General features: G+C 63.3%; 19 protein-coding genes and 2 tRNA genes. All 21 read left to right on the top strand.

From position 1 onward, the window contains the following. Nucleotides 1-230: 230 nt before the first annotated feature. On the top strand, nt 231-2,672 hold the full coding sequence (gene lon, locus AC0L4C_RS15030; protein WP_473400489.1) for an endopeptidase La: 2,442 nt from the start codon (nt 231-233) through the stop codon (nt 2,670-2,672). Nucleotides 2,673-2,809: 137 nt separating this feature from the next. Beyond that, nucleotides 2,810-3,958 carry an alpha-D-ribose 1-methylphosphonate 5-triphosphate diphosphatase gene (locus tag AC0L4C_RS15025; RefSeq protein WP_473400488.1) on the top strand — a complete coding sequence of 383 codons (1,149 nt, stop codon included), beginning with the start codon at nt 2,810-2,812 and terminating at the stop codon, nt 3,956-3,958. A gap of 83 nt (nt 3,959-4,041) precedes the next feature. Further along, nucleotides 4,042-5,235, top strand: a complete 1,194-nt coding sequence (locus tag AC0L4C_RS15020; RefSeq protein WP_473400486.1) for a TCR/Tet family MFS transporter — start codon at nt 4,042-4,044, stop codon at nt 5,233-5,235. 159 nt (nt 5,236-5,394) lie between these two features. Then, nucleotides 5,395-5,667, top strand: a complete 273-nt coding sequence (locus AC0L4C_RS15015) for an HU family DNA-binding protein (RefSeq protein ID WP_473400485.1) — start codon at nt 5,395-5,397, stop codon at nt 5,665-5,667. A 131-nt stretch (nt 5,668-5,798) separates the two neighbouring features. Further along, nucleotides 5,799-5,874 (top strand) — tRNA-Val (locus AC0L4C_RS15010). 184 nt (nt 5,875-6,058) lie between these two features. Further along, nucleotides 6,059-6,135 (top strand) — tRNA-Asp (locus tag AC0L4C_RS15005). 276 nt (nt 6,136-6,411) lie between these two features. Then, a complete protein-coding gene (locus AC0L4C_RS15000) occupies nt 6,412-6,963 on the top strand; it encodes an outer membrane protein (RefSeq protein ID WP_473400484.1) in 552 nt (183 codons plus the stop codon). A gap of 230 nt (nt 6,964-7,193) precedes the next feature. Then, entirely contained in the window at nt 7,194-7,703 is a 510-nt protein-coding gene (locus tag AC0L4C_RS14995; RefSeq protein ID WP_473400482.1) for an outer membrane protein, read from the top strand. A gap of 251 nt (nt 7,704-7,954) precedes the next feature. After that, complete coding sequence (locus AC0L4C_RS14990) at nt 7,955-8,482, top strand: hypothetical protein (RefSeq protein WP_473400481.1); 528 nt, start codon at nt 7,955-7,957, stop codon at nt 8,480-8,482. Between the two features lie 310 nt (nt 8,483-8,792). Continuing rightward, the gene (locus AC0L4C_RS14985) at nt 8,793-9,158 is read left to right on the top strand and encodes an NADH-quinone oxidoreductase subunit A (protein ID WP_473400479.1); all 366 of its coding nucleotides are present in this window, start codon (nt 8,793-8,795) and stop codon (nt 9,156-9,158) included. Then, on the top strand, nt 9,149-9,730 hold the full coding sequence (locus AC0L4C_RS14980; protein ID WP_473400478.1) for a NuoB/complex I 20 kDa subunit family protein: 582 nt from the start codon (nt 9,149-9,151) through the stop codon (nt 9,728-9,730). The genes AC0L4C_RS14985 and AC0L4C_RS14980 overlap by 10 nt, the downstream gene beginning before the upstream one ends. 4 nt (nt 9,731-9,734) lie before the next feature. After that, nucleotides 9,735-10,340 carry an NADH-quinone oxidoreductase subunit C gene (locus AC0L4C_RS14975; RefSeq protein ID WP_473400477.1) on the top strand — a complete coding sequence of 202 codons (606 nt, stop codon included), beginning with the start codon at nt 9,735-9,737 and terminating at the stop codon, nt 10,338-10,340. After that, the gene (locus AC0L4C_RS14970; protein WP_473400475.1) at nt 10,337-11,527 is read left to right on the top strand and encodes an NADH-quinone oxidoreductase subunit D; all 1,191 of its coding nucleotides are present in this window, start codon (nt 10,337-10,339) and stop codon (nt 11,525-11,527) included. The genes AC0L4C_RS14975 and AC0L4C_RS14970 overlap by 4 nt, the downstream gene beginning before the upstream one ends. Next, nucleotides 11,527-12,762 (top strand): NADH-quinone oxidoreductase subunit NuoE, encoded by a 1,236-nt coding sequence (gene nuoE, locus AC0L4C_RS14965; protein WP_473400473.1) that lies wholly within the window; start codon nt 11,527-11,529, stop codon nt 12,760-12,762. The genes AC0L4C_RS14970 and nuoE overlap by 1 nt, the downstream gene beginning before the upstream one ends. Continuing rightward, nucleotides 12,762-14,075, top strand: a complete 1,314-nt coding sequence (nuoF, locus tag AC0L4C_RS14960; RefSeq protein WP_473400472.1) for an NADH-quinone oxidoreductase subunit NuoF — start codon at nt 12,762-12,764, stop codon at nt 14,073-14,075. Before nuoE ends, nuoF begins: the two co-directional genes overlap by 1 nt. Before the next feature lie 18 nt (nt 14,076-14,093). Continuing rightward, on the top strand, nt 14,094-14,381 hold the full coding sequence (locus tag AC0L4C_RS14955) for a hypothetical protein (protein WP_473400471.1): 288 nt from the start codon (nt 14,094-14,096) through the stop codon (nt 14,379-14,381). A 3-nt stretch (nt 14,382-14,384) separates the two neighbouring features. Next, nucleotides 14,385-16,496, top strand: a complete 2,112-nt coding sequence (gene nuoG / locus AC0L4C_RS14950) for an NADH-quinone oxidoreductase subunit NuoG (RefSeq protein ID WP_473400470.1) — start codon at nt 14,385-14,387, stop codon at nt 16,494-16,496. 9 nt (nt 16,497-16,505) lie between these two features. Beyond that, nucleotides 16,506-17,603 (top strand): NADH-quinone oxidoreductase subunit NuoH, encoded by a 1,098-nt coding sequence (gene nuoH, locus AC0L4C_RS14945; RefSeq protein ID WP_473400469.1) that lies wholly within the window; start codon nt 16,506-16,508, stop codon nt 17,601-17,603. Next, on the top strand, nt 17,603-18,091 hold the full coding sequence (nuoI, locus tag AC0L4C_RS14940; protein WP_473400467.1) for an NADH-quinone oxidoreductase subunit NuoI: 489 nt from the start codon (nt 17,603-17,605) through the stop codon (nt 18,089-18,091). Before nuoH ends, nuoI begins: the two co-directional genes overlap by 1 nt. A gap of 9 nt (nt 18,092-18,100) precedes the next feature. After that, nucleotides 18,101-18,709 (top strand): NADH-quinone oxidoreductase subunit J, encoded by a 609-nt coding sequence (locus tag AC0L4C_RS14935; RefSeq protein WP_473400465.1) that lies wholly within the window; start codon nt 18,101-18,103, stop codon nt 18,707-18,709. A 1-nt stretch (nt 18,710) separates the two neighbouring features. Further along, nucleotides 18,711-19,031, top strand: coding sequence for an NADH-quinone oxidoreductase subunit NuoK (gene nuoK / locus AC0L4C_RS14930; protein WP_473400464.1), 321 nt, complete (start codon nt 18,711-18,713; stop codon nt 19,029-19,031). Nucleotides 19,032-19,033: the final 2 nt, after the last annotated feature.

Here is a 19,033-nt window from a genome sequence, read left to right as displayed (position 1 = left end):
CGGAAGTCTGCGGGCAGCTTGCGCGGGCCGGCGGGCGGCGCACGCCGATATCCTGACCTGCATCAAGACTTTGTCCCGTCTTTTCGGTTAGGTTGACTTGCCCTTGGATGGTGAGAACCTATCTATCATGCAGAATCAGCCATCCTGCTCACTGTGAGGGGCCAGCTGATTGCCACTAGGGTGCGCGCGTTTCCTTCTCCCGCCTGTCGCGCACCAGGAAAGGACCGCTTATGTCGGACGTCACCAAAGGCGCCGCTGATTTCGACCGGGACCGGGTTTATCCGGTCCTTCCCTTGCGCGACATCGTCGTGTTCCCGGGCATGATCGTTCCCCTGTTCGTGGGGCGCGAGAAGTCCGTTAAGGCGCTCGAGGAAGTCATGCGCGACGACAAGCACATTCTTGTCGTGACCCAGAAGAATGCTCAGGACGATGATCCGTCGCCCGACCAGATCTACGATGCGGGCACCATTGCGTCGGTTCTGCAGCTCCTGAAACTCCCCGATGGCACCGTCAAGGTGCTGGTCGAGGGCCTGCACCGCGCCACTATCGATCGCTACCTGCAGACCGAGGATTACTTCGAGGCCGAAGCCTCCATCCTCGAGGAGCCGGAAGGCGATGCCGTCGAGATCGAGGCTCTGGCCCGCTCGGCCCAGACCGAGTTCGAGAGCTATGTGAAGCTCAACAAGAAGATCTCGGCCGAGGTGGTCACTGCGGTTGGCCAGATCGAGAACGCCAGCAAGCTTGCCGACACCATCGCCAGCCACCTCGTCATCAAGATCAACGAGAAGGAAGATCTGCTGTCCACCGTCTCGGTTGCCGAGCGGCTGCAGAAGATTCTCGGTCTGATGGAAGGCGAGATCGGCGTGCTGCAGGTGGAAAAGCGCATCCGCTCCCGCGTCAAGCGGCAGATGGAGAAGACGCAGCGCGAGTACTATCTCAACGAGCAGATGAAGGCGATCCAGCGCGAGCTGGGCGACGGCGAGGAAGGTTCGAACGAACTCACCGAGCTCGAGGAGCGTATTGGCAAGACCCGGCTCTCCAAGGAAGCCCGCGCCAAGGCCGAGGCAGAGCTGAAAAAGCTCAAGACCATGAGCCCGATGTCGGCCGAAGCCACGGTGGTGCGCAATTATCTCGACACGCTGCTCGGGCTGCCCTGGGGCAAGAAGAGCAAGGTCAAGCGCGACCTGGTCTTTGCCGAGAAGGTGCTCGACGACGATCACTACGGACTTGAGAAGGTCAAGGAACGCATCCTCGAGTACCTTGCCGTGCAGTCACGCACCGGCAAGCTCAAGGGCCCGATCCTCTGCCTCGTCGGCCCCCCGGGTGTCGGCAAGACCTCGCTTGGACGCTCGATCGCCAAGGCGACCGGCCGCGAATTTGTGCGCATGGCGCTCGGCGGTGTCCGCGACGAGGCCGAAATCCGCGGCCACCGCCGGACCTATATCGGTTCGATGCCCGGCAAGGTGATCCAGTCGCTCAAGAAGGCCGGCAAGTCCAATCCGCTCTTCCTGCTCGATGAAATCGACAAGATGGGCCAGGATTTCCGTGGCGATCCGTCCTCGGCACTGCTCGAAGTGCTCGATCCGGAGCAGAACCACACCTTTGCCGATCACTACCTGGAGGTCGATTACGATCTCTCGGACGTGATGTTCGTGACCACCTCGAACACGCTCAACATTCCCGGCCCGCTCATGGACCGCATGGAGATCATTCGCCTCGCCGGTTACACCGAAGAGGAGAAGTTCGAGATTGCCCGACGCCACCTGATCCCGGAAACCCTCAAGGAAAACGGGCTCGACGCCAAGGAATTCGAACTCGGCGACGAGGAACTGATGACGGTTGTCCGCAACTACACGCGGGAAGCCGGCGTCCGGAACCTGAAGCGCGAGATCTCCAAGCTGATGCGCAAGGCGGTTCGCGACATTCTGGTCAAGAAGGTCAAGAAGGTCGTCATCGATGCCCAGACCATCGAGGACTATCTCGGTCCGGCTTTCTTCCGCAATGACAAGATCGATGCGGAGCCGCAGGTCGGCGCGGTGACGGGCCTGGCCTGGACTTCGGTCGGTGGCGAGATTCTCACCATCGAAGGCGTCATGACACACGGCAAGGGCCGCATGACGGTGACCGGCAACCTCAAGGAAGTGATGAAGGAATCCATCACTGCCGCATCCGGCTACGTGCGCTCGCGCGCCGTCGACCTCGGCATCAAGCCGCCGCTGTTCGACACGCGCGACATCCATCTGCACGTGCCCGAAGGCGCCACGCCCAAGGATGGCCCGTCGGCTGGTATCGGCATGGCCACGGCGATCGTCTCGCTGATGACCGGTATTCCGGTCCGGCACGACATTGCCATGACAGGCGAAGTGACGCTGCGGGGCAGGGTGCTGCCCATCGGCGGGCTCAAGGAAAAGCTGCTGGCGGCCTTGCGCTCCGGCATCAAGACGGTCCTCATCCCCGAGGAGAATGTTCGCGATCTCAAGGAAATTCCCGAGATCGTCACCAAGGGGATGGAGATCATTCCGGTGAGCCGGATGGACGAGGTGCTCAGCCGCGCCCTGGTCAGCCAGCCCGAGCCGATCGAGTGGAAGTGGGACGAGGAAAAGGCCGCCGCGGCAGCCAAGATCGACCCCGCCGTCGATGGCGACGAGGCTACTGCCGGCCTGCCGCACTAGGCGAGCGGAACAGAACCATGGAGACGGCGCCTTCGGGCGCCGTTTCTTTTTTGTCGCAATTCTGCAATGCCGGCGCTGTAGCCGACGCATCCCCGCCGCAAGGCTGTGGCACGATGGATCAAGGCGCAGGACACGACATGACCGACGACAGCAGAACCCTCAACCTGCGCAACGCGCGCCTCGTGCTCGAGGACCGTGTCATCGAGGGTGATCTGGCAATCGTCGGAGGTCGAATCGGCGAGCGGCTGTCGCCCGGTGCGGACGATGTCGATCTCGAGGGAGACTATCTGCTTCCCGGCCTCATCGACCTGCATACCGACAACCTCGAGCATCACCTGCAGCCGCGGCCCGGCGTCACCTGGCCGTCGGCCACCGCCGCCGTGCTGGCGCACGATACCCAGGTGCTGGGCAGCGGCATCACCACCGTTCTCGATGCGCTGTCGCTCGGCGACTACGACAGCAAGGGGCGCCGCACCCGGATGCTGGTCGCCGCCATCGACGGCATCACGGCCGCCCGGCAGGGCGGGCTGCTCAAGGCCGACCACTATTTCCATTTCCGCTGCGAGCTCTCGGACGGCGGGCTGCCGCCGCTGGTCGAGCAGCACATCGACAATGCATATCTGCGCCTGCTCTCCATGATGGATCACACCCCGGGACAGCGGCAGTGGCATGATGTGGCGCTCTATCGCGAGTTCCGGCGCAAGAAGAACAACAATGTCTGGACCGATACCGAGTTCGATCTCTATCTCGCTGAACGGCGCGAGCATCAGGACCGGCATGTGCCGGGCGCACGCGAACTGGTGGCGCGGCTCGGAGCCGAGTATCAGCTCGAAATCGCCAGCCACGACGACACCAGTGCCGAAGACGTCGCCCAGGCGATCGCGGACGGCATCTCCATCAGCGAGTTTCCCACCACGCGCCTTGCTGCCGAACATGCCCGCGCCGGCGGCATGAAGATCGTCATGGGGTCTCCCAACGTCGTGCTCGGCGGCTCGCACTCCGGCAATGTCTCGGCGCTTGAACTGGCCCGGGCAGGGCTGCTCGACATCCTCACTTCAGATTATGTGCCGGCGAGCCTGCTGCACGCGGCCTTCGTGCTGGCCGACGGGCCCATGGACCTGCCGGCCGCCATCGCCACGGTAACGTCGACCCCCGCTGCAGTACTCGGTCTTGCCGATCGTGGCCGCATCGCGCCGGGCCTGCGCGCCGACCTGCTGCGCGTGCGGCTCGCCGATGGTCTGCCAGTCCCCCGCGGGCTCTGGGTCGAGGGCAGAGGCTACCTCTAGACGAGCTCTCGGCAGGGCAGCTTGCGTTGCTGCAAGGGAACGAATAAGGAACATCGTTCAGATCCCGATGGTGAGGCTGGTTGATGAACAAGGCTCTGGTCGTCATTCTTGCAGCCGTCATGCTCGATGCCGTCGGTATCGGCCTGATTTTCCCCATCCTGCCCGCCCTGCTGCGCGACGTGGCACACTCGGCCGACATCGCGCCGCTGTTCGGGCTGATGCTGGCGCTCTATGCCGCCATGCAGTTCCTGCTCTCGCCCGTGCTGGGTGTGTTGTCGGATCGCTACGGGCGGCGCCCGGTGCTGCTGGTCTCGCTGGCGGGCGCCGCGATTGACTACCTGATCATGGCGCTGTCGCCCGAACTCTGGGTGCTGGTCCTCGGCCGCGCCATTGCCGGCGCGACCAGCGCCAACATGGCCGTGGCCACCGCCTATATCACCGACATTTCGGCCGAGGCCGAGCGGGCGCGCCGCTTTGGGTACTTCCACGCCATGTTCGGCATCGGCTTCATCATCGGGCCGGTGCTGGGCGGCGTGCTGGGCGAGGTCTGGCTGCGCGCGCCGTTCCTCGCGGCGGCCCTGCTCAATGGCGTCAATCTGGCGCTGGCGCTGTTCGTCCTGCCCGAGTCGCGCAAGGGCGATGCCTCGGCGCGATTCGACTTCGCCAATCTCAATCCATTCCGGCCGCTGCGCTGGGCCCTGAGTTTCAGGCCCTTGCTGCCGCTGATGGCGATCTTCGTGCTGATCAATTTCGTCGGCACCAGCTACGGTACGGTCTGGGCGCTGTTCGGCGAGGACATGTTCGGCTGGTCCGGCCTGATGATCGGTTTGTCGCTGGGCTCGTTCGGCCTGTTCCATGCCGGCGCCCAGGCGTTTCTCACCGGACCGGCGGCGGCCCGGCTGGGGGAGAAGCGTGCGTTCATCCTCGGTCTCGCCTTCGAGGTGACGGCGCTGGTCATCCTGGCCTTTGCCACGCAGGGATGGATCCTGTTCGCCCTCGGACCGCTCTTTGCCCTGGGCGGCATCGGCATGCCGGCACTGCAGTCGCTCACCACCCGGCAAGTTGATGGCGACAGCCAGGGCAAGTTGCAGGGCGTCCTGGCCAGCCTCGTCAGCCTGGCAGCGGTGTTTGGTCCGCTGGCCTTCTCGGCCGGCTATTTTGCCGTCAAGTCGTACTGGCCGGGAGCCGTCTGGCTGGCCGCCGGGGCCTGCTATCTTATTGCCCTGCCGCTGCTTCTGGGGATCAAGCGGGAGCAGAAACCTGTCTCGGCTCAATAGCCGGTTCGAACTTGTGACTAAATTTCCGTTTCATTAACAGAATTGCAGCGACGGACCGGTTGAAAAGGCCGGATTTCCTTGCGTTCCGAGCAGAATCGACGAAGGGTTGCGCGTCTCAGTCCGCCCCACGAGGGCGGGCTTTCAAAGTGAGGAAACGCTATGAACAAGAACGATCTGATCGGCGTGGTTGCCGACGGCGCGAACATCACAAAAGCGCAGGCCGGCGAAGCTGTTGACGCCGTTTTTGACGCGATCACCCAGACCCTGAAGAAGGGCGACGAAGTGCGCCTCGTTGGTTTCGGCACGTTTTCCGTGTCCAAGCGCAAGGCGAGCATCGGCCGCAATCCGGCCACCGGCGCCGAGATCAAGATTCCGGCTTCCAACCAGGCAAAGTTCAAGCCCGGCAAGGGCCTGAAAGACTCGATCAACTAAGCCATCGTTTCCGACTGGTTATGCAAACGGCTCCGCGCTTCACCGCCGGGGCCGTTTTCTCAGGCGCGGGTTGACGCGCCACCGGCAACTAACTAGGTAGAGCGCCGCTGTCGGCGCTTTCGCGCCAGAGCGGGCGGTTAGCTCAGTTGGTAGAGCATCTCGTTTACACCGAGAGGGTCGGCGGTTCGAGACCGTCACCGCCCACCAGATTCATGGCCTGGCGCCAATCCCACAAGGTTCGGAAAACGCTGCCGGATCGCCTGAAATGGCGACGCCGCAGGGGCGCGCCCTCGGACGGATGTTTGTATCTCTCCAATTCGGGTTTTTGGCGCTTGACTATCCCCGAACCGCCCTCTAAACGGACGCCACGTTGCGCGGCAGAGCCGCTGCTGCGGGAGTAGCTCAGTTGGTTAGAGCGCCGGCCTGTCACGCCGGAGGTCGCGGGTTCGAGCCCCGTCTCTCGCGCCACTTCCCCTCACATTGATGGTTGCAAGTGTCGCGGTCCGACGGGCCGAGGGCAGGGTGCCTCCTCGGAGCCTCTGTTGCAACTCTGCCACGCCGGCGAGGTGCCATAATCCTGCCGGCCGGCGGGCATAATACGTCCATATCCTCGGAAAAGACTGCTGTTCTGGCCGTGCTGGGGACGCGCACCCTCCCGTCGCGGCGCCGGGCGGCCAAGCACCCGGCCTGGAACCGCGGCAGCTTTGCGGCGTTTCCTTGTCCGAACGATCCAAGGAGACCACAATGCGTGTGTTCAACACCATCGCCGCTGCCGCACTGATCGGCACTGCCGGCTTCGGCATCACCGCGGCGCACGCCGCGGACCTGATCACCATGCCCGTGTCCTCGTCGCCGGTCGAAGTGCCGGTCGCCTCGACCGGATATGACTGGAATGGCTTCTATACCGGCGTCTACGGCGTGGTGCAGAACAGCCCCGCCGGCGGCACCCAGTACGGTGCGGGTATCAATGCCGGCGTCAATGCCCAGTTCGACTTCTACCTTGTCGGCGCCGAGGTTGCGCTGCATGGCCTCACCGGTGGCACGATCGACACCACCTATGGCCAGGTGATCGGCAAGGCCGGTGTGATCCTGACCGACAATGTGCTGCTCTATACGGCTGCCGGTTACGGCATTGATCTGGGGGCCCCGGCCGAGGACGATTTCCTCCTTGGTGGTGGCGTGGAACTCGCCGTCGCCGAGGCCATCAGCGTGCGCGCCCAGTACCTGCACGGATTCCCCATTTCGGGTGGCAACCCGAAGGATCAGTTCACCGTCGGCGCCCACTTCAACTTCTAGGATTGCGTCGCAATTTTGCCTTGTTTGACGAGGCGGTCCAGCAGTGGGCCGCCTTCGTTGTGCATGGCTTAACCATTTGTTGGTTTTACTTGTGTCGCGTCTGCAACAGGCCGTCTCAATTTAGACCGAACCGGTCCGCAAATCGCACAATAGTGGGGCGCACCGCTTGCATCACGCGGCCGATGTGACCTACTTGAACCTGACTGACTGATGCATAGAAGGATTCTCAGATGCGCACTCTCAAGATCGCCCTGCTGGCCACTGCGGCAACCGTGGCTTTCTCCTCGGCGACCTTCGCCGCGGACCTGATCGTTGCCGAACCGGCCTATATCGACAATTCCGTCGGTTTTGACTGGGAAGGCCCGTATGTCGGCCTCTGGCTCGGTGGCCAGACCACGCCGTCCGTTTACTCGCTGGGCGCCAACCTCGGCGTCAATGTCATGATCGACCAGTCGCTGCTGGCCGGCTTCGAAGGTGAAGTCGCCTGGCTGTCGAACTCGACCTGGCAGGGTGAAGTCGAAGGCAAGCTCGGCTTCGTTGCTGACGCTGCCCTCATCTACGCTCACCTCGGTGTTGGTGCCAACTCGTCGACCGGTGCTTATGTCCCGGTTGGTGTCGGTGCTGAATTCGCCGTTGCCGACAACCTGTCGGTCAAGGCCGAGTACACCTACCAGTGGGATTGGGACAACAGCGCCCAGTCGGCTCACGTCGGCAAGATCGGCTTCAACTTCCACTTCTAAGATTTCGGACAGCTCAGGCCAGCGGCCTGAACCGACGACATCGAACAGGGACCCCGCCTCGGCGGGGTCCCTTGTTTTTTGGGCGATCGTTTCAATTTGATACAAATTGCGCCGATCTGCGGCCAAACGCCTGCATCTGCTCAGCCTTTCTTATCTGCGTTCGGCAAGTTTCCTGCCGCGCATCTGGTCCTGCGGGCGCGCAAAGCCCAGACTGAAGGTCAATTCGATCCTTCACCTCCCAGGGGACCAAGATGACCTTTTCCAAGAGTCTGATGCTCGGCGTCGCCGCCGCAGCTCTCTTCACCTCCGGCGCCCAGGCGGCTGACCTGCTGATGCCGGCAAACCAGATCTACGACAGCCCGCTGTTCAGCTTCGAAGGCTTCTATGTCGGTGGTACCGCCGGACTCGGCACGCAGCCCGGTCCGGGCGGCAACGGCACCCTCGGCGTGGTGGTCGGCGCCAACTTCGAAGTCACCGACGCCATCGTCACCGGCGTCGAGTTCCAGGGCGACACGGTCTGGAACGGTGCGGGCTTTTACGGCGTCAACGCGCTCTTTCTGGGCAAGCTCGGCGGCTATCTCAGCGACGACATGATGGTCTACGGTACCGCCGGCGGCGGCTGGCTAACCGGTACGCCGTCCTATGGTCTCGGCGCCGGCATCGAAATGGCCGTCGCGCAGCAGTTCAGCGTGCGCGGCGAAGGCATGGTCACCGGCGGCTGGGGCGGCGGCGTCAACGGCGGCAAGATCACCGCCGGCCTGCTCTGGCACCTCGACTGACCTGTTCTGCGACGTCGATCCCATGCAACTGGCCCGTCGCATTGCGGCGGGCCTTTTTGATTCTCCGGCGCCGCGACGTTGCAGGCCGGGGCAGGGCGGCCCTGCGTCCGGACAACCTCGTGCAAACCCGCGGCCCGCGGGGCCTGAGTGCATGAACTGGACAAATGAACTCAGGTTTTGTTTTCCTTGAATAGGCTATGGCTGTGGGCTAAGCCCATCCCCATCGCTTTTGCGTCGCGCAGCTCGCCCAAAATTGCCTGCTGCTCCGCGCTCCCGGTCACCCGGACCGGTCTATTGAACAGGCTGCCGCATGACTGACTTGCTCAGCAATTATCTGCCGGTCGTAATCTTCATCGGTCTATCCGCCGTTATCGGCCTGGCGCTGCTCGTGGCGCCGTTCATCGTGGCCGTCAAACGGCCGGACCCCGAAAAGGTCTCGGCCTATGAATGCGGCTTTGAAGCGTTTGACGACGCCCGCATGAAGTTCGACGTCCGGTTCTATCTGGTGTCGATTCTCTTCATCATCTTCGATCTGGAAGTTGCCTTCCTGTTTCCCTGGGCGGTGGCCTTTCGGGACGTGGGCTGGTTCGGCTTCGGCTCGATGATGATCTTCCTCGGCGTGCTCACCGTCGGCTTTATCTACGAATGGCGGAAAGGTGCGTTGGAATGGGATTGAGCCCGCAAAGCGGTACGCTGGTGGCGCCTGCCCCTCGGGGTGTGATCGATCCACGCACCAACAAGCCCGTCGGGGCCGATGATCCGTTCTTCATGGAAATCAACAACGAGCTGGCCGACAAGGGCTTCCTCGTTACCTCGACCGACGAGCTGATCAACTGGGCCCGCACCGGCTCGCTCATGTGGATGACCTTCGGTCTCGCCTGTTGCGCCGTCGAGATGATCCAGATGTCGATGCCGCGCTACGACGTCGAGCGCTTCGGCCTCGCGCCGCGTGCCTCGCCGCGGCAGTCCGACGTGATGATCGTCGCCGGCACACTGACCAACAAGATGGCGCCGGCGCTGCGCAAGGTCTACGACCAGATGCCCGAGCCGCGTTACGTGGTGTCGATGGGGTCGTGCGCCAATGGCGGCGGTTACTACCACTATTCCTACTCGGTGGTGCGCGGCTGCGATCGCGTCGTCCCGGTCGATGTCTACGTTCCGGGGTGCCCGCCTACGGCGGAAGCTCTGCTCTACGGCCTGCTGATGCTGCAGAAGAAAATCCGCCGCACTGGCACGATCGAGCGGTAGCCCCATGGATACGATTGCCAAACTTGAAGCCCTTGCCGACGAAGCCAAGGCGGCGCTGGGCAATGCGATCACCGGCACCCAGCTCGCCTTCGGCGAACTGACGCTGACGGTCGGGCGCGACAGCATCGTCGACGTCATCGCGTCGCTGCGTGAGAAGTCCGGGTTCATCTCCTTTGTCGACATCTGTGGCGTGGATTATCCGGAGCGCGAAGAGCGCTTCGAGGTGGTCTACCATCTGCTCAATCCGACGCGGAACATCCGCGTGCGGGTGAAGCTGTCGACCGACGACCAGACGCCGGTCCCGTCGATCACCGGCATCTTCCCCGGCGCCGACTGGTTCGAGCGCGAGGCCTACGATCTCTACGGTGTGCTGTTCTCGGGCCATCCCGACCTGCGCCGCATCCTGACCGACTACGGTTTCGACGGTCATCCGCTGCGCAAGGACTTCCCGACGACAGGCTTTGTCGAGGTGCGCTACGACGAGGAGCGCAAGCGCGTCGTCTACGAGCCGGTGCGCCTGCCGCAGGAATTCCGCACCTTCGATTATCTCTCCCCTTGGGAAGGCACCGACTACGTGTTGCCCGGCGATGAAAAGGCCAAGCCGCAATGAGCGAAGCCGACGTCAGAAATTTCACGATCAACTTCGGACCGCAGCACCCGGCGGCGCACGGCGTGTTGCGCCTCGTGCTCGAACTCGACGGTGAAGTCGTCGAGCGCGTCGATCCGCATATCGGTCTGCTGCATCGCGGCACTGAAAAGCTGATCGAGACCAAGACCTATCTGCAGGCCGTGCCCTATTTCGATCGCCTCGACTATGTCGCGCCGATAAATCAGGAGCATGCCTTCTGCCTCGCCGTGGAAAAGCTGCTGGGGCTGGAAGTGCCGCTGCGCGGCCAGCTGATCCGCGTGCTGTTCTCGGAAATCGGCCGGCTGCTCAGCCATATTCTCAATACCACGACGCAGGCGCTCGACGTCGGAGCTCTGACGCCGCCGCTCTGGGGTTTCGATGAGCGCGAAAAGCTCATGGTGTTCTACGAGCGCGCCTCGGGTAGCCGCATGCATGCGGCATTCTTCCGGCCCGGCGGCGTGCATCAGGACCTGCCGCAGGACCTGATCGACGATATCGAAGCTTTCTGCGACCCGTTCCTCAAGGTGCTCGACGATCTCGAAGGCCTGATGACCGGCAACCGCATCTACATGCAGCGCAACGCCGATATCGGCGTCGTCTCGCTCGACGATGCCTGGAAGTGGGGCTTTTCGGGCGTCATGATCCGCGGCTCGGGCGCTCCCTGGGACCTGCGCAAGGCGCAGCCCTACGAGTGCTATGATCGCCTGGAGTTCGACATTCCGGTCGGCAAGAACGGCGACTGCTATGATCGCTACCTCTGCCGCATGGACGAAATGCGCCAGTCGATCCGCATCATGCGCCAGGTTATCACCCTGCTCAATTCGGCCGAGGGCAAGACGCCCGTCTCCTCGACCGACGGCAAGGTCGTGCCGCCTAAGCGGGGCGAGATGAAGCAGTCGATGGAAGCCCTGATCCATCACTTCAAGCTCTATACCGAGGGCTTCAAGGTGCCGGCCGGCGAAGTCTACGCTGCCGTCGAGGCGCCCAAGGGCGAGTTCGGCGTCTATCTGGTGTCCGATGGCACCAACAAGCCCTACCGCTGCAAGATCAAGGCGCCGGGCTTTGCCCATCTCTCGGCCATGGACTTCCTGTGCCGCGGCCACATGCTGGCCGACGTCTCGGCCATCCTCGGGTCGCTCGATATCGTGTTTGGTGAGGTTGATCGCTGATGTCTGTCCGCCGTCTTGCAGATGACACCATCCAGCCCGCGTCGTTCGCCTTTTCGAACGACAACCAGCGCTGGGCGGAAAAGAAGATCGCCGAGTATCCGCCGGGCCGCCAGCAGTCGGCGGTGATTCCGCTGCTGTTCCGCGCCCAGGAGCAGGATGGCTGGATCTCGCGTCCGGCCATCGAGACCGTCGCCCGGATGCTGGACATGGCCTATATCCGTGTCCTCGAGGTTGCGACCTTCTACACCCAGTTCCAGCTCAAGCCGGTGGGTACCAAGGCCCACATCCAGGTCTGCGGCACGACGCCCTGCATGCTGCGCGGCGCCGAAGACCTGCGGGAAGTCTGCCAGAACAAGATCCACCACGACCCGTTCACGACCAATGCTGCCGGCACTTTGAGCTGGGAGGAGGTCGAGTGCCTCGGTGCCTGCGTCAACGCTCCCATGGTTGCGGTGTTCAGCGACACCTACGAGGATCTGACGCCCGAACTGCTCGAGCAGATGATCGACGATTTCGAGGCCGGTCGCCCGGTCAAGGCCGGCACGCGTGCCAATCGGCAGTTCTCGGCTGCCGAAGGCGGCCAGACGACGCTGCTTGAGCCGCCAACTGCCAAGCGCACCTACAAGGCCTTCCCGCCGCCGCCCCCGCCAGCACCCGCCCCGGGTACCGATGCGCCGGCAAGCCCGGCCGCAAATGCAAAGCCGGCTGCCGATCAGGCGCCGACCACACCGGGCAAGAAACGGGACGTGCCCGAGGAATCCGCACCGGCCATCAAGGACGGCACCGGAACACCGAACGTCTCCACGGCCAAGGCCGAGAGCGAGCGCCAGAAGGCTGATGCTGCGGCCAACGCCGATGGCGAACCGAACAAGGCCATGCGCGAGGACGCCACTGGCGCCGAGTCGCCAGCAGGCAAGACCAATGGCGGCAAGGCTGTCGGCAAGCCGACGGGTAAAGCGCCCGTCAAGAAGCTGTTCGACGCTCCGGCTGCGGCCGCCGATGACCTCAAGATGATTTCCGGCGTCGGTCCGGTGCTCGAGCGCACGCTCAACGCCGTCGGCATCACCACCTTTGCTCAGGTGGCCAAGCTGACGCCCGAGCAGATCGACGCGGTCGAGGCCGAACTCAATTTCAAAGGCCGCATGCAGCGCGACCAGTGGATCGAGCAGGCTGACGCGCTCGCGACGGGCGGTGTCGAGGAATATATCAAACGCTTCGGCAAGGACCCACGCTGATGCTCGCTGACCAGGATCGCATCTTCACCAACCTCTACGGTACCGGCGACTGGGGCCTCGACGGCGCCAAGGCGCGCGGCGCCTGGCAGGATACGGCAACCTTCATCGAGCGGGGCCGCGACTGGATCGTCAACGAGGTCAAGGGTTCGGGCCTGCGTGGCCGTGGCGGGGCAGGGTTCCCCACCGCGCTCAAGTGGACCTTCATGCCCAAGGAAGGCGTCAGTGACGGCCGTCCGAGCCAGTTGCTGGTCAATGCCGACGAGTCCGAGCCGGGCACCTGCAAGGACCGCGAGATCCTGCGCCACGATCCGCACCACCTGGTCGAAGGCTGCCTGCTGGCCGGCCGCGCCATGGGTGCGCATATCGCCTATGTCTATATCCGCGGCGAATTCATCCGCGAGCGCCATCACTTCGAGGCTGCCGTGCAGCAGGCCTACGATGCCCGGTTGATCGGCAAGAACAACATCCACGGCTGGGACTTCGACATCGTCGTCCATCACGGTGCCGGCGCCTATATCTGCGGCGAAGAAACCGCACTGATGGAATCTCTGGAGGGCAAGAAGGGCCAGCCGCGCCTCAAGCCGCCGTTCCCGGCCGCCATGGGCGTCTATGGCAACCCGACGACCGTCAACAACGTGGAATCCATCGCCGTCGTGCCGGAAATCCTGCGCCGCGGCGGCGCCTGGTTCGCCGGCATCGGCCGCGCCAACAACACCGGCACCAAGCTGATGTGCGTCTCCGGCCACGTGAACAAGCCGGCGACCTTCGAGGAAGCCATGGGCGTTCCGTTCGAAGAGATGATCGAAAAGCATTGCGGCGGTATCCGCGGCGGCTGGGACAACCTGCTTGCCGTGATCCCGGGTGGCGCGTCGGTCCCCTGCGTGCCGGGCGAGAAGATCCGTCACGCCATCATGGATTTTGATGGTCTGAAGGAAGTCGGCTCCTCGCTGGGCACCGCGGCCGTCATCGTCATGGACAACTCCACCGACATCATCAAAGCCATCTGGCGCCTCTCGGCCTTCTACAAGCACGAGAGCTGCGGCCAGTGCACGCCGTGCCGCGAAGGCACCGGCTGGATGATGCGTGTCATGGAACGCATGGTCGAGGGCCGCGCCCAGAAGCGCGAGATCGACATGCTGTTTGAGGTCACCAAGCAGATCGAGGGTCACACCATCTGTGCTCTCGGCGACGCTGCCGCATGGCCGATCCAGGGGCTGATCAAGAATTTCCGCCACGTCATCGAAGCGCGGATCGACCAGTACACCTGGTCGTCCACCTCCGACGGCGCCGTTCCCTCCATTGCTGCAGAGTAATCGCCGAGCATGACCGCCATGGCTGACACAGCGCCGGCAAGACGCAAACTCCACCCGCTGCTCCTCGTCGGGCTGGCGGTGATGGCGGCTGCGGCTATCTGGTGGCTGGCCTATTACAGCCAGTGGCAGGGCCTGTCGTTACTCGACATCAAGTTCGCCTGTCTGAATGGCGACACGATGGAATGCAGCAGTTTCCAGGACTTCATCGGTCCTTCGTCTATCCCGGTCTATTCGCCCTTCGCGTGGTATGCCGGCATCGGTTTGACCCTGGTCGGGCTCTACCTGACGCGGCGGCAGAAAGTTTAGCCCATGGCAAATATCAAAGTTGACGGCCAGCTCATCGAGGTCCCGGACTATTTCACGCTGATGCAGGCCGCCGAGGCCGCCGGCGCCGAAATTCCGCGCTTCTGCTATCACGAGCGCCTGTCGGTCGCCGGCAACTGCCGCATGTGCCTGGTCGAGGTGAAGGGCGGTCCGCCCAAGCCGCAGGCCAGCTGCGCCATGTCGGTCAAGGACCTGCGTCCCGGTCCGAACGGCGAGCCGCCCGAAATGTTCACCAACACGCCCATGGTCAAGAAGGCCCGCGAAGGCGTGATGGAGTTCCTGCTGATCAACCATCCGCTCGATTGCCCGATCTGCGATCAGGGCGGCGAGTGCGACCTGCAGGACCAGGCCATGGCCTATGGCGTGGACAAGAACCGCTACGCCGAGAACAAGCGCGCCGTCGAGGACAAGTATATCGGCCCGCTGGTGAAGACGTCGATGAACCGCTGCATTCACTGCACGCGCTGCGTCCGCTTCACCACCGAAGTCGCCGGCATTTCCGAGATGGGCCTGATCGGTCGCGGCGAAGACGCCGAGATCACCACCTATCTTGAAAAGGCGCTGTCGAGCGAGCTGCAGGGCAATGTCATCGACCTTTGCCCGGTCGGCGCGCTGACCTCCAAGCCCTATGCCTTCCACGCTCGTCCGTGGGAACTGACCAAGGCCGAATCCATCGACGTCATGGATGCCGTCGGCTCCAACATCCGCGTCGACAGCCGCGGCCGCGAAGTCATGCGCATCCTGCCGCGCGTCAATGACGCGATCAACGAAGAGTGGATTTCGGACAAGACCCGCTTCGTCTGGGATGGTCTGAAGGCCCAGCGCCTCGATCGCCCCTATGTCCGCAGCGGCGGCAAGCTCAAGCCGGCCAGCTGGGAAGAGGCGTTCGCCGCCATCGCCAGGGCGGTTAAGGCATCCGGCGGCGGCAACAAGGTGGGCGCTATTGCCGGCGACCTGGCCTCGGTCGAGGACATGTACGCCCTCAAGGCGCTGATGACCTCGCTGGGCTCGGGCATGACCGACTGCCGTCCGGCCATGTCGGGCATCGACCCCGGCATGCCACGCGCCGCCTATACCTTCGGCCCGACCATTGCCGGCATCGAGGATGCCGACGCCATCCTCATCATCGGCGCCAACCCGCGCCTCGAGGCGTCGGTGCTCAATGCCCGCATCCGCAAGACCTGGCGCGCCAAGGGCCTGCCGATCGCCGTCATCGGCGAAAACGCCGACCTGACTTATCCCGCCGACTATCTCGGGGACGATTTCTCCATCCTCGCCGACATTGCCGCGGGCAAGGGCTGGGCCGAGACCTTCAAGGCGGCCAAGAAGCCGCTGATCATCGTGGGCGAGGGCGCCGTATCGCATGGCGCCGCCGGCTCCAAGCAGATCGGCCGTGATGTCATTTCGCTGGCCGCCAAGCTGCTGGCCGGACATGGCGGCATCGACGCAGGCTGGAATGGCTTTGCCATGCTGCACAACGCGGCAGGGCGCGTCGGCGGTCTTGATATCGGTTTCGTGCCGCATGACGGTGGCGTCTGTTCCGCCGACCAGATCGGCCTCGCCGGCAAGGGCGAACTCGACGTGCTCTTCCTGCTCGGCGCCGACGAATATGACACCTCGGCCATGGGCAAGGCGTTCGTCATCTATGTCGGTACGCATGGCGACGCCGGCGCCCACCGCGCCGACGTCATCCTCCCGGCTGCAACCTACACCGAGAAATCTGGCACATACGTCAATACCGAGGGGCGTGTGCAGCTCGCCGAGCGCGCCGTGTTCCCGCCCGGCGACGCCAAGGAAGACTGGGCCATATTCCGTGCCCTGAGCGCGGTGCTTGGCACGGCTCTGCCGTTCAACTCGCTGACCCAGCTGCGGGCCGCCATCTATGCCGAGTTCCCGCATCTGGCGCGGCTCGACCAGATCGCGCCGTCTGCGGCGTCCGATCTCGGCGTTCTGGCCAACAAGGCTGTGAAGACCACCAGGGCGAAGTTTGCGCCGGTGATCTCCGAGTTCTATTTGACCAACCCCATTGCCCGCGCTTCGGCGGTGATGGGCGAGTGCGCGGCGCTTGCGTCGGGCCTCAAGCAGGCGGCGGAGTAGGGACTGACAATGGAATTCATTGCCGCAGCAGCTAATTACCTTCTCGGCGTGCCGATCATCGGATTGGGCACCGAAGTGGGATTCGTCTGGAAGGCGCTTCTGCTTCTCGTCGGGCTGCTGATCTTCACCGCCTATATCCTGCTGGCCGACCGCAAGGTCTGGGCCGCCGTTCAGGTGCGCCGCGGTCCCAACGTGGTTGGCCCGTTCGGCCTGCTGCAGAGTTTTGCGGATCTCTTGAAGTTCGTCTTCAAGGAGCCCTCGATCCCGGCCAGCGCCGACAAGGTCGTGTTCCTGCTCGCTCCGCTGGTCACGTCGGTGCTGGCGCTCTCTGCCTATGCCGTGATCCCCATCGATGCCGGCTGGGCCCTCGCCAACATCAATGTCGGCGTCCTCTACATTTTCGCCATCTCGTCGCTCGGCGTTTATGGCGTCATCATGGGTGGCTGGGCCTCCAACTCCAAATATGCCTTCCTCGGTGCCCTCCGCTCGGCGGCGCAGATGGTGAGCTACGAAGTCTCGATCGGCTTCGTCATCATTACCGTCCTGCTCTGCGTCGGCTCGCTCAACCTGCAGGACGTGGTGTTTGCCCAGCAGCATGGCGGCCTCGCCGACATGCTCGGCGTGCCGTGGCTGACCATCCTCAACTGGTACTGGCTGCCGCTTTTCCCGATGTTCGTGATCTTTTTCATCTCGGCCCTCGCGGAAACCAACCGTCCGCCATTCGATCTGCCGGAGGCCGAGTCCGAACTGGTGGCCGGCTTCATGGTCGAATATGCCTCGACGCCCTACCTGCTGTTCATGCTGGGTGAGTACATCGCCATCATCCTGATGTGCGCGATGACCACCATCCTGTTCCTCGGGGGCTGGACGTCGCCCATCGATATCGTGCCCTTCACCTGGGTGCCGGGCTCGATCTGGTTCATTCTCAAGGTTTGCGTGGTGTTCTTCATGTTCGCCATGGTCAAAGCCTTCGTCCCCCGCTACCGCTACGACCAGTTGATGCGTATCGGCTGGAAGGTGTTCCTGCCGATCTCCCTCGTGATGGTCATTGCAGTCGCAGCGATCCTCCAGCTCACCGGCTGGGGCTGGCACGGAGGTGTCGTCTGATGAAGTTCTTCCAGTTCCTCAATGGCATGCTGCTCAAGGAGTTCGTCGGGGCGTTCTTCCTCTCGATGCGTTACTTCTTCGCACCCAAGAAGACGATCAACTACCCGTTCGAAAAAAGCATGGTGTCGCCGCGTTTCCGCGGTGAGCACGCGCTCCGCCGCTATCCCAATGGCGAGGAACGCTGCATTGCCTGCAAGCTGTGCGAGGCGATCTGCCCGGCTCAGGCCATCACCATCGAGGCCGGTCCGCGCCAGAACGACGGCACCCGCCGCACGGTTCGCTACGACATCGACATGGTCAAGTGCATCTATTGCGGCTTCTGCCAGGAGGCCTGCCCGGTCGATGCCATCGTCGAGGGGCCGAACTTCGAATTCGCGACGGAAACGCGCGAGGAACTCTATTTCAGCAAGGAAAAGCTCCTTGCCAATGGCGACCGGTGGGAGCGTGAAATCGCGCTCAACATAGCCACTGACTCACCGTTTCGCTAAGGGGCCGGGATGACTCTACCGCTCTTCTTCTTTTATGTGTTCTCGTTCATCACGGTGGCGTCCGCCCTGATGGTGATCGCGTCGCGCAATCCGGTGCACTCGGTACTGTTCCTGATCCTGGCATTCGTCAACGCGGCGGGCCTGTTCATGCTCGCCGGCGCCGAATTCCTTGCCCTGATCCTCATTGTGGTCTATGTCGGCGCCGTCGCGGTGCTGTTCCTGTTTGTCACCATGATGCTGGACGTCGACTTCGCCTCGATGCGCAAGGGGATGCTGCAATATGCCCCGATTGGCGTGGTGATCGGCATCATCCTGCTGCTCGAACTGCTGCTGGTTGCCGGCAGTGTGGCGCTGACGCCGGAAACGGCGGCGACGGCGGTGGTGCCGATCGACGCCAGCGTCGAGAACACCCGCGCCCTCGGCCAGCTCATCTATACCCGTTACGTCTTCCTGTTCGAAGCCGCCGGCGGCGTGCTGCTGGTTGCCATGATCGGCGCCATTGTGCTGACGCTGCGCCACAAGAGCGGCGTCAAGCGGCAGGATGTCTTCAAGCAGACCGGTCGCAAGCGCCACGAGGGCGTCGAGGTCATCAAGGTCAAATCAGGGCAGGGGCTCTAGCATGCTGGCAGCAACAGGCATCGGGCTGGGTCATTATCTGACCGTTGGCGCCATCCTTTTCACGCTTGGCGTGTTCGGGATTTTCCTCAACCGCAAGAACGTCATCGTCATCCTGATGTCGGTCGAACTGATCCTTTTGGCGGTCAACCTGAACTTCGTGGCCTTTTCGGCCGAACTGGGCGATCTGGCCGGCCAGGTCTTCGCGCTGCTGATCCTGACGGTCGCGGCTGCCGAGGCCGCCATCGGCCTCGCCATTCTCGTGATCTTCTACCGCAACCGCGGCTCTATCGCGGTTGAGGACGTCAACATGATGAAGGGCTGACG

This window comes from Devosia sp. J20-27 (genome assembly GCF_055808595.1).
The sequence above is the reverse complement of the archived record's forward strand: the minus strand, read 5'-3'. Positions and strand labels throughout refer to the sequence as shown.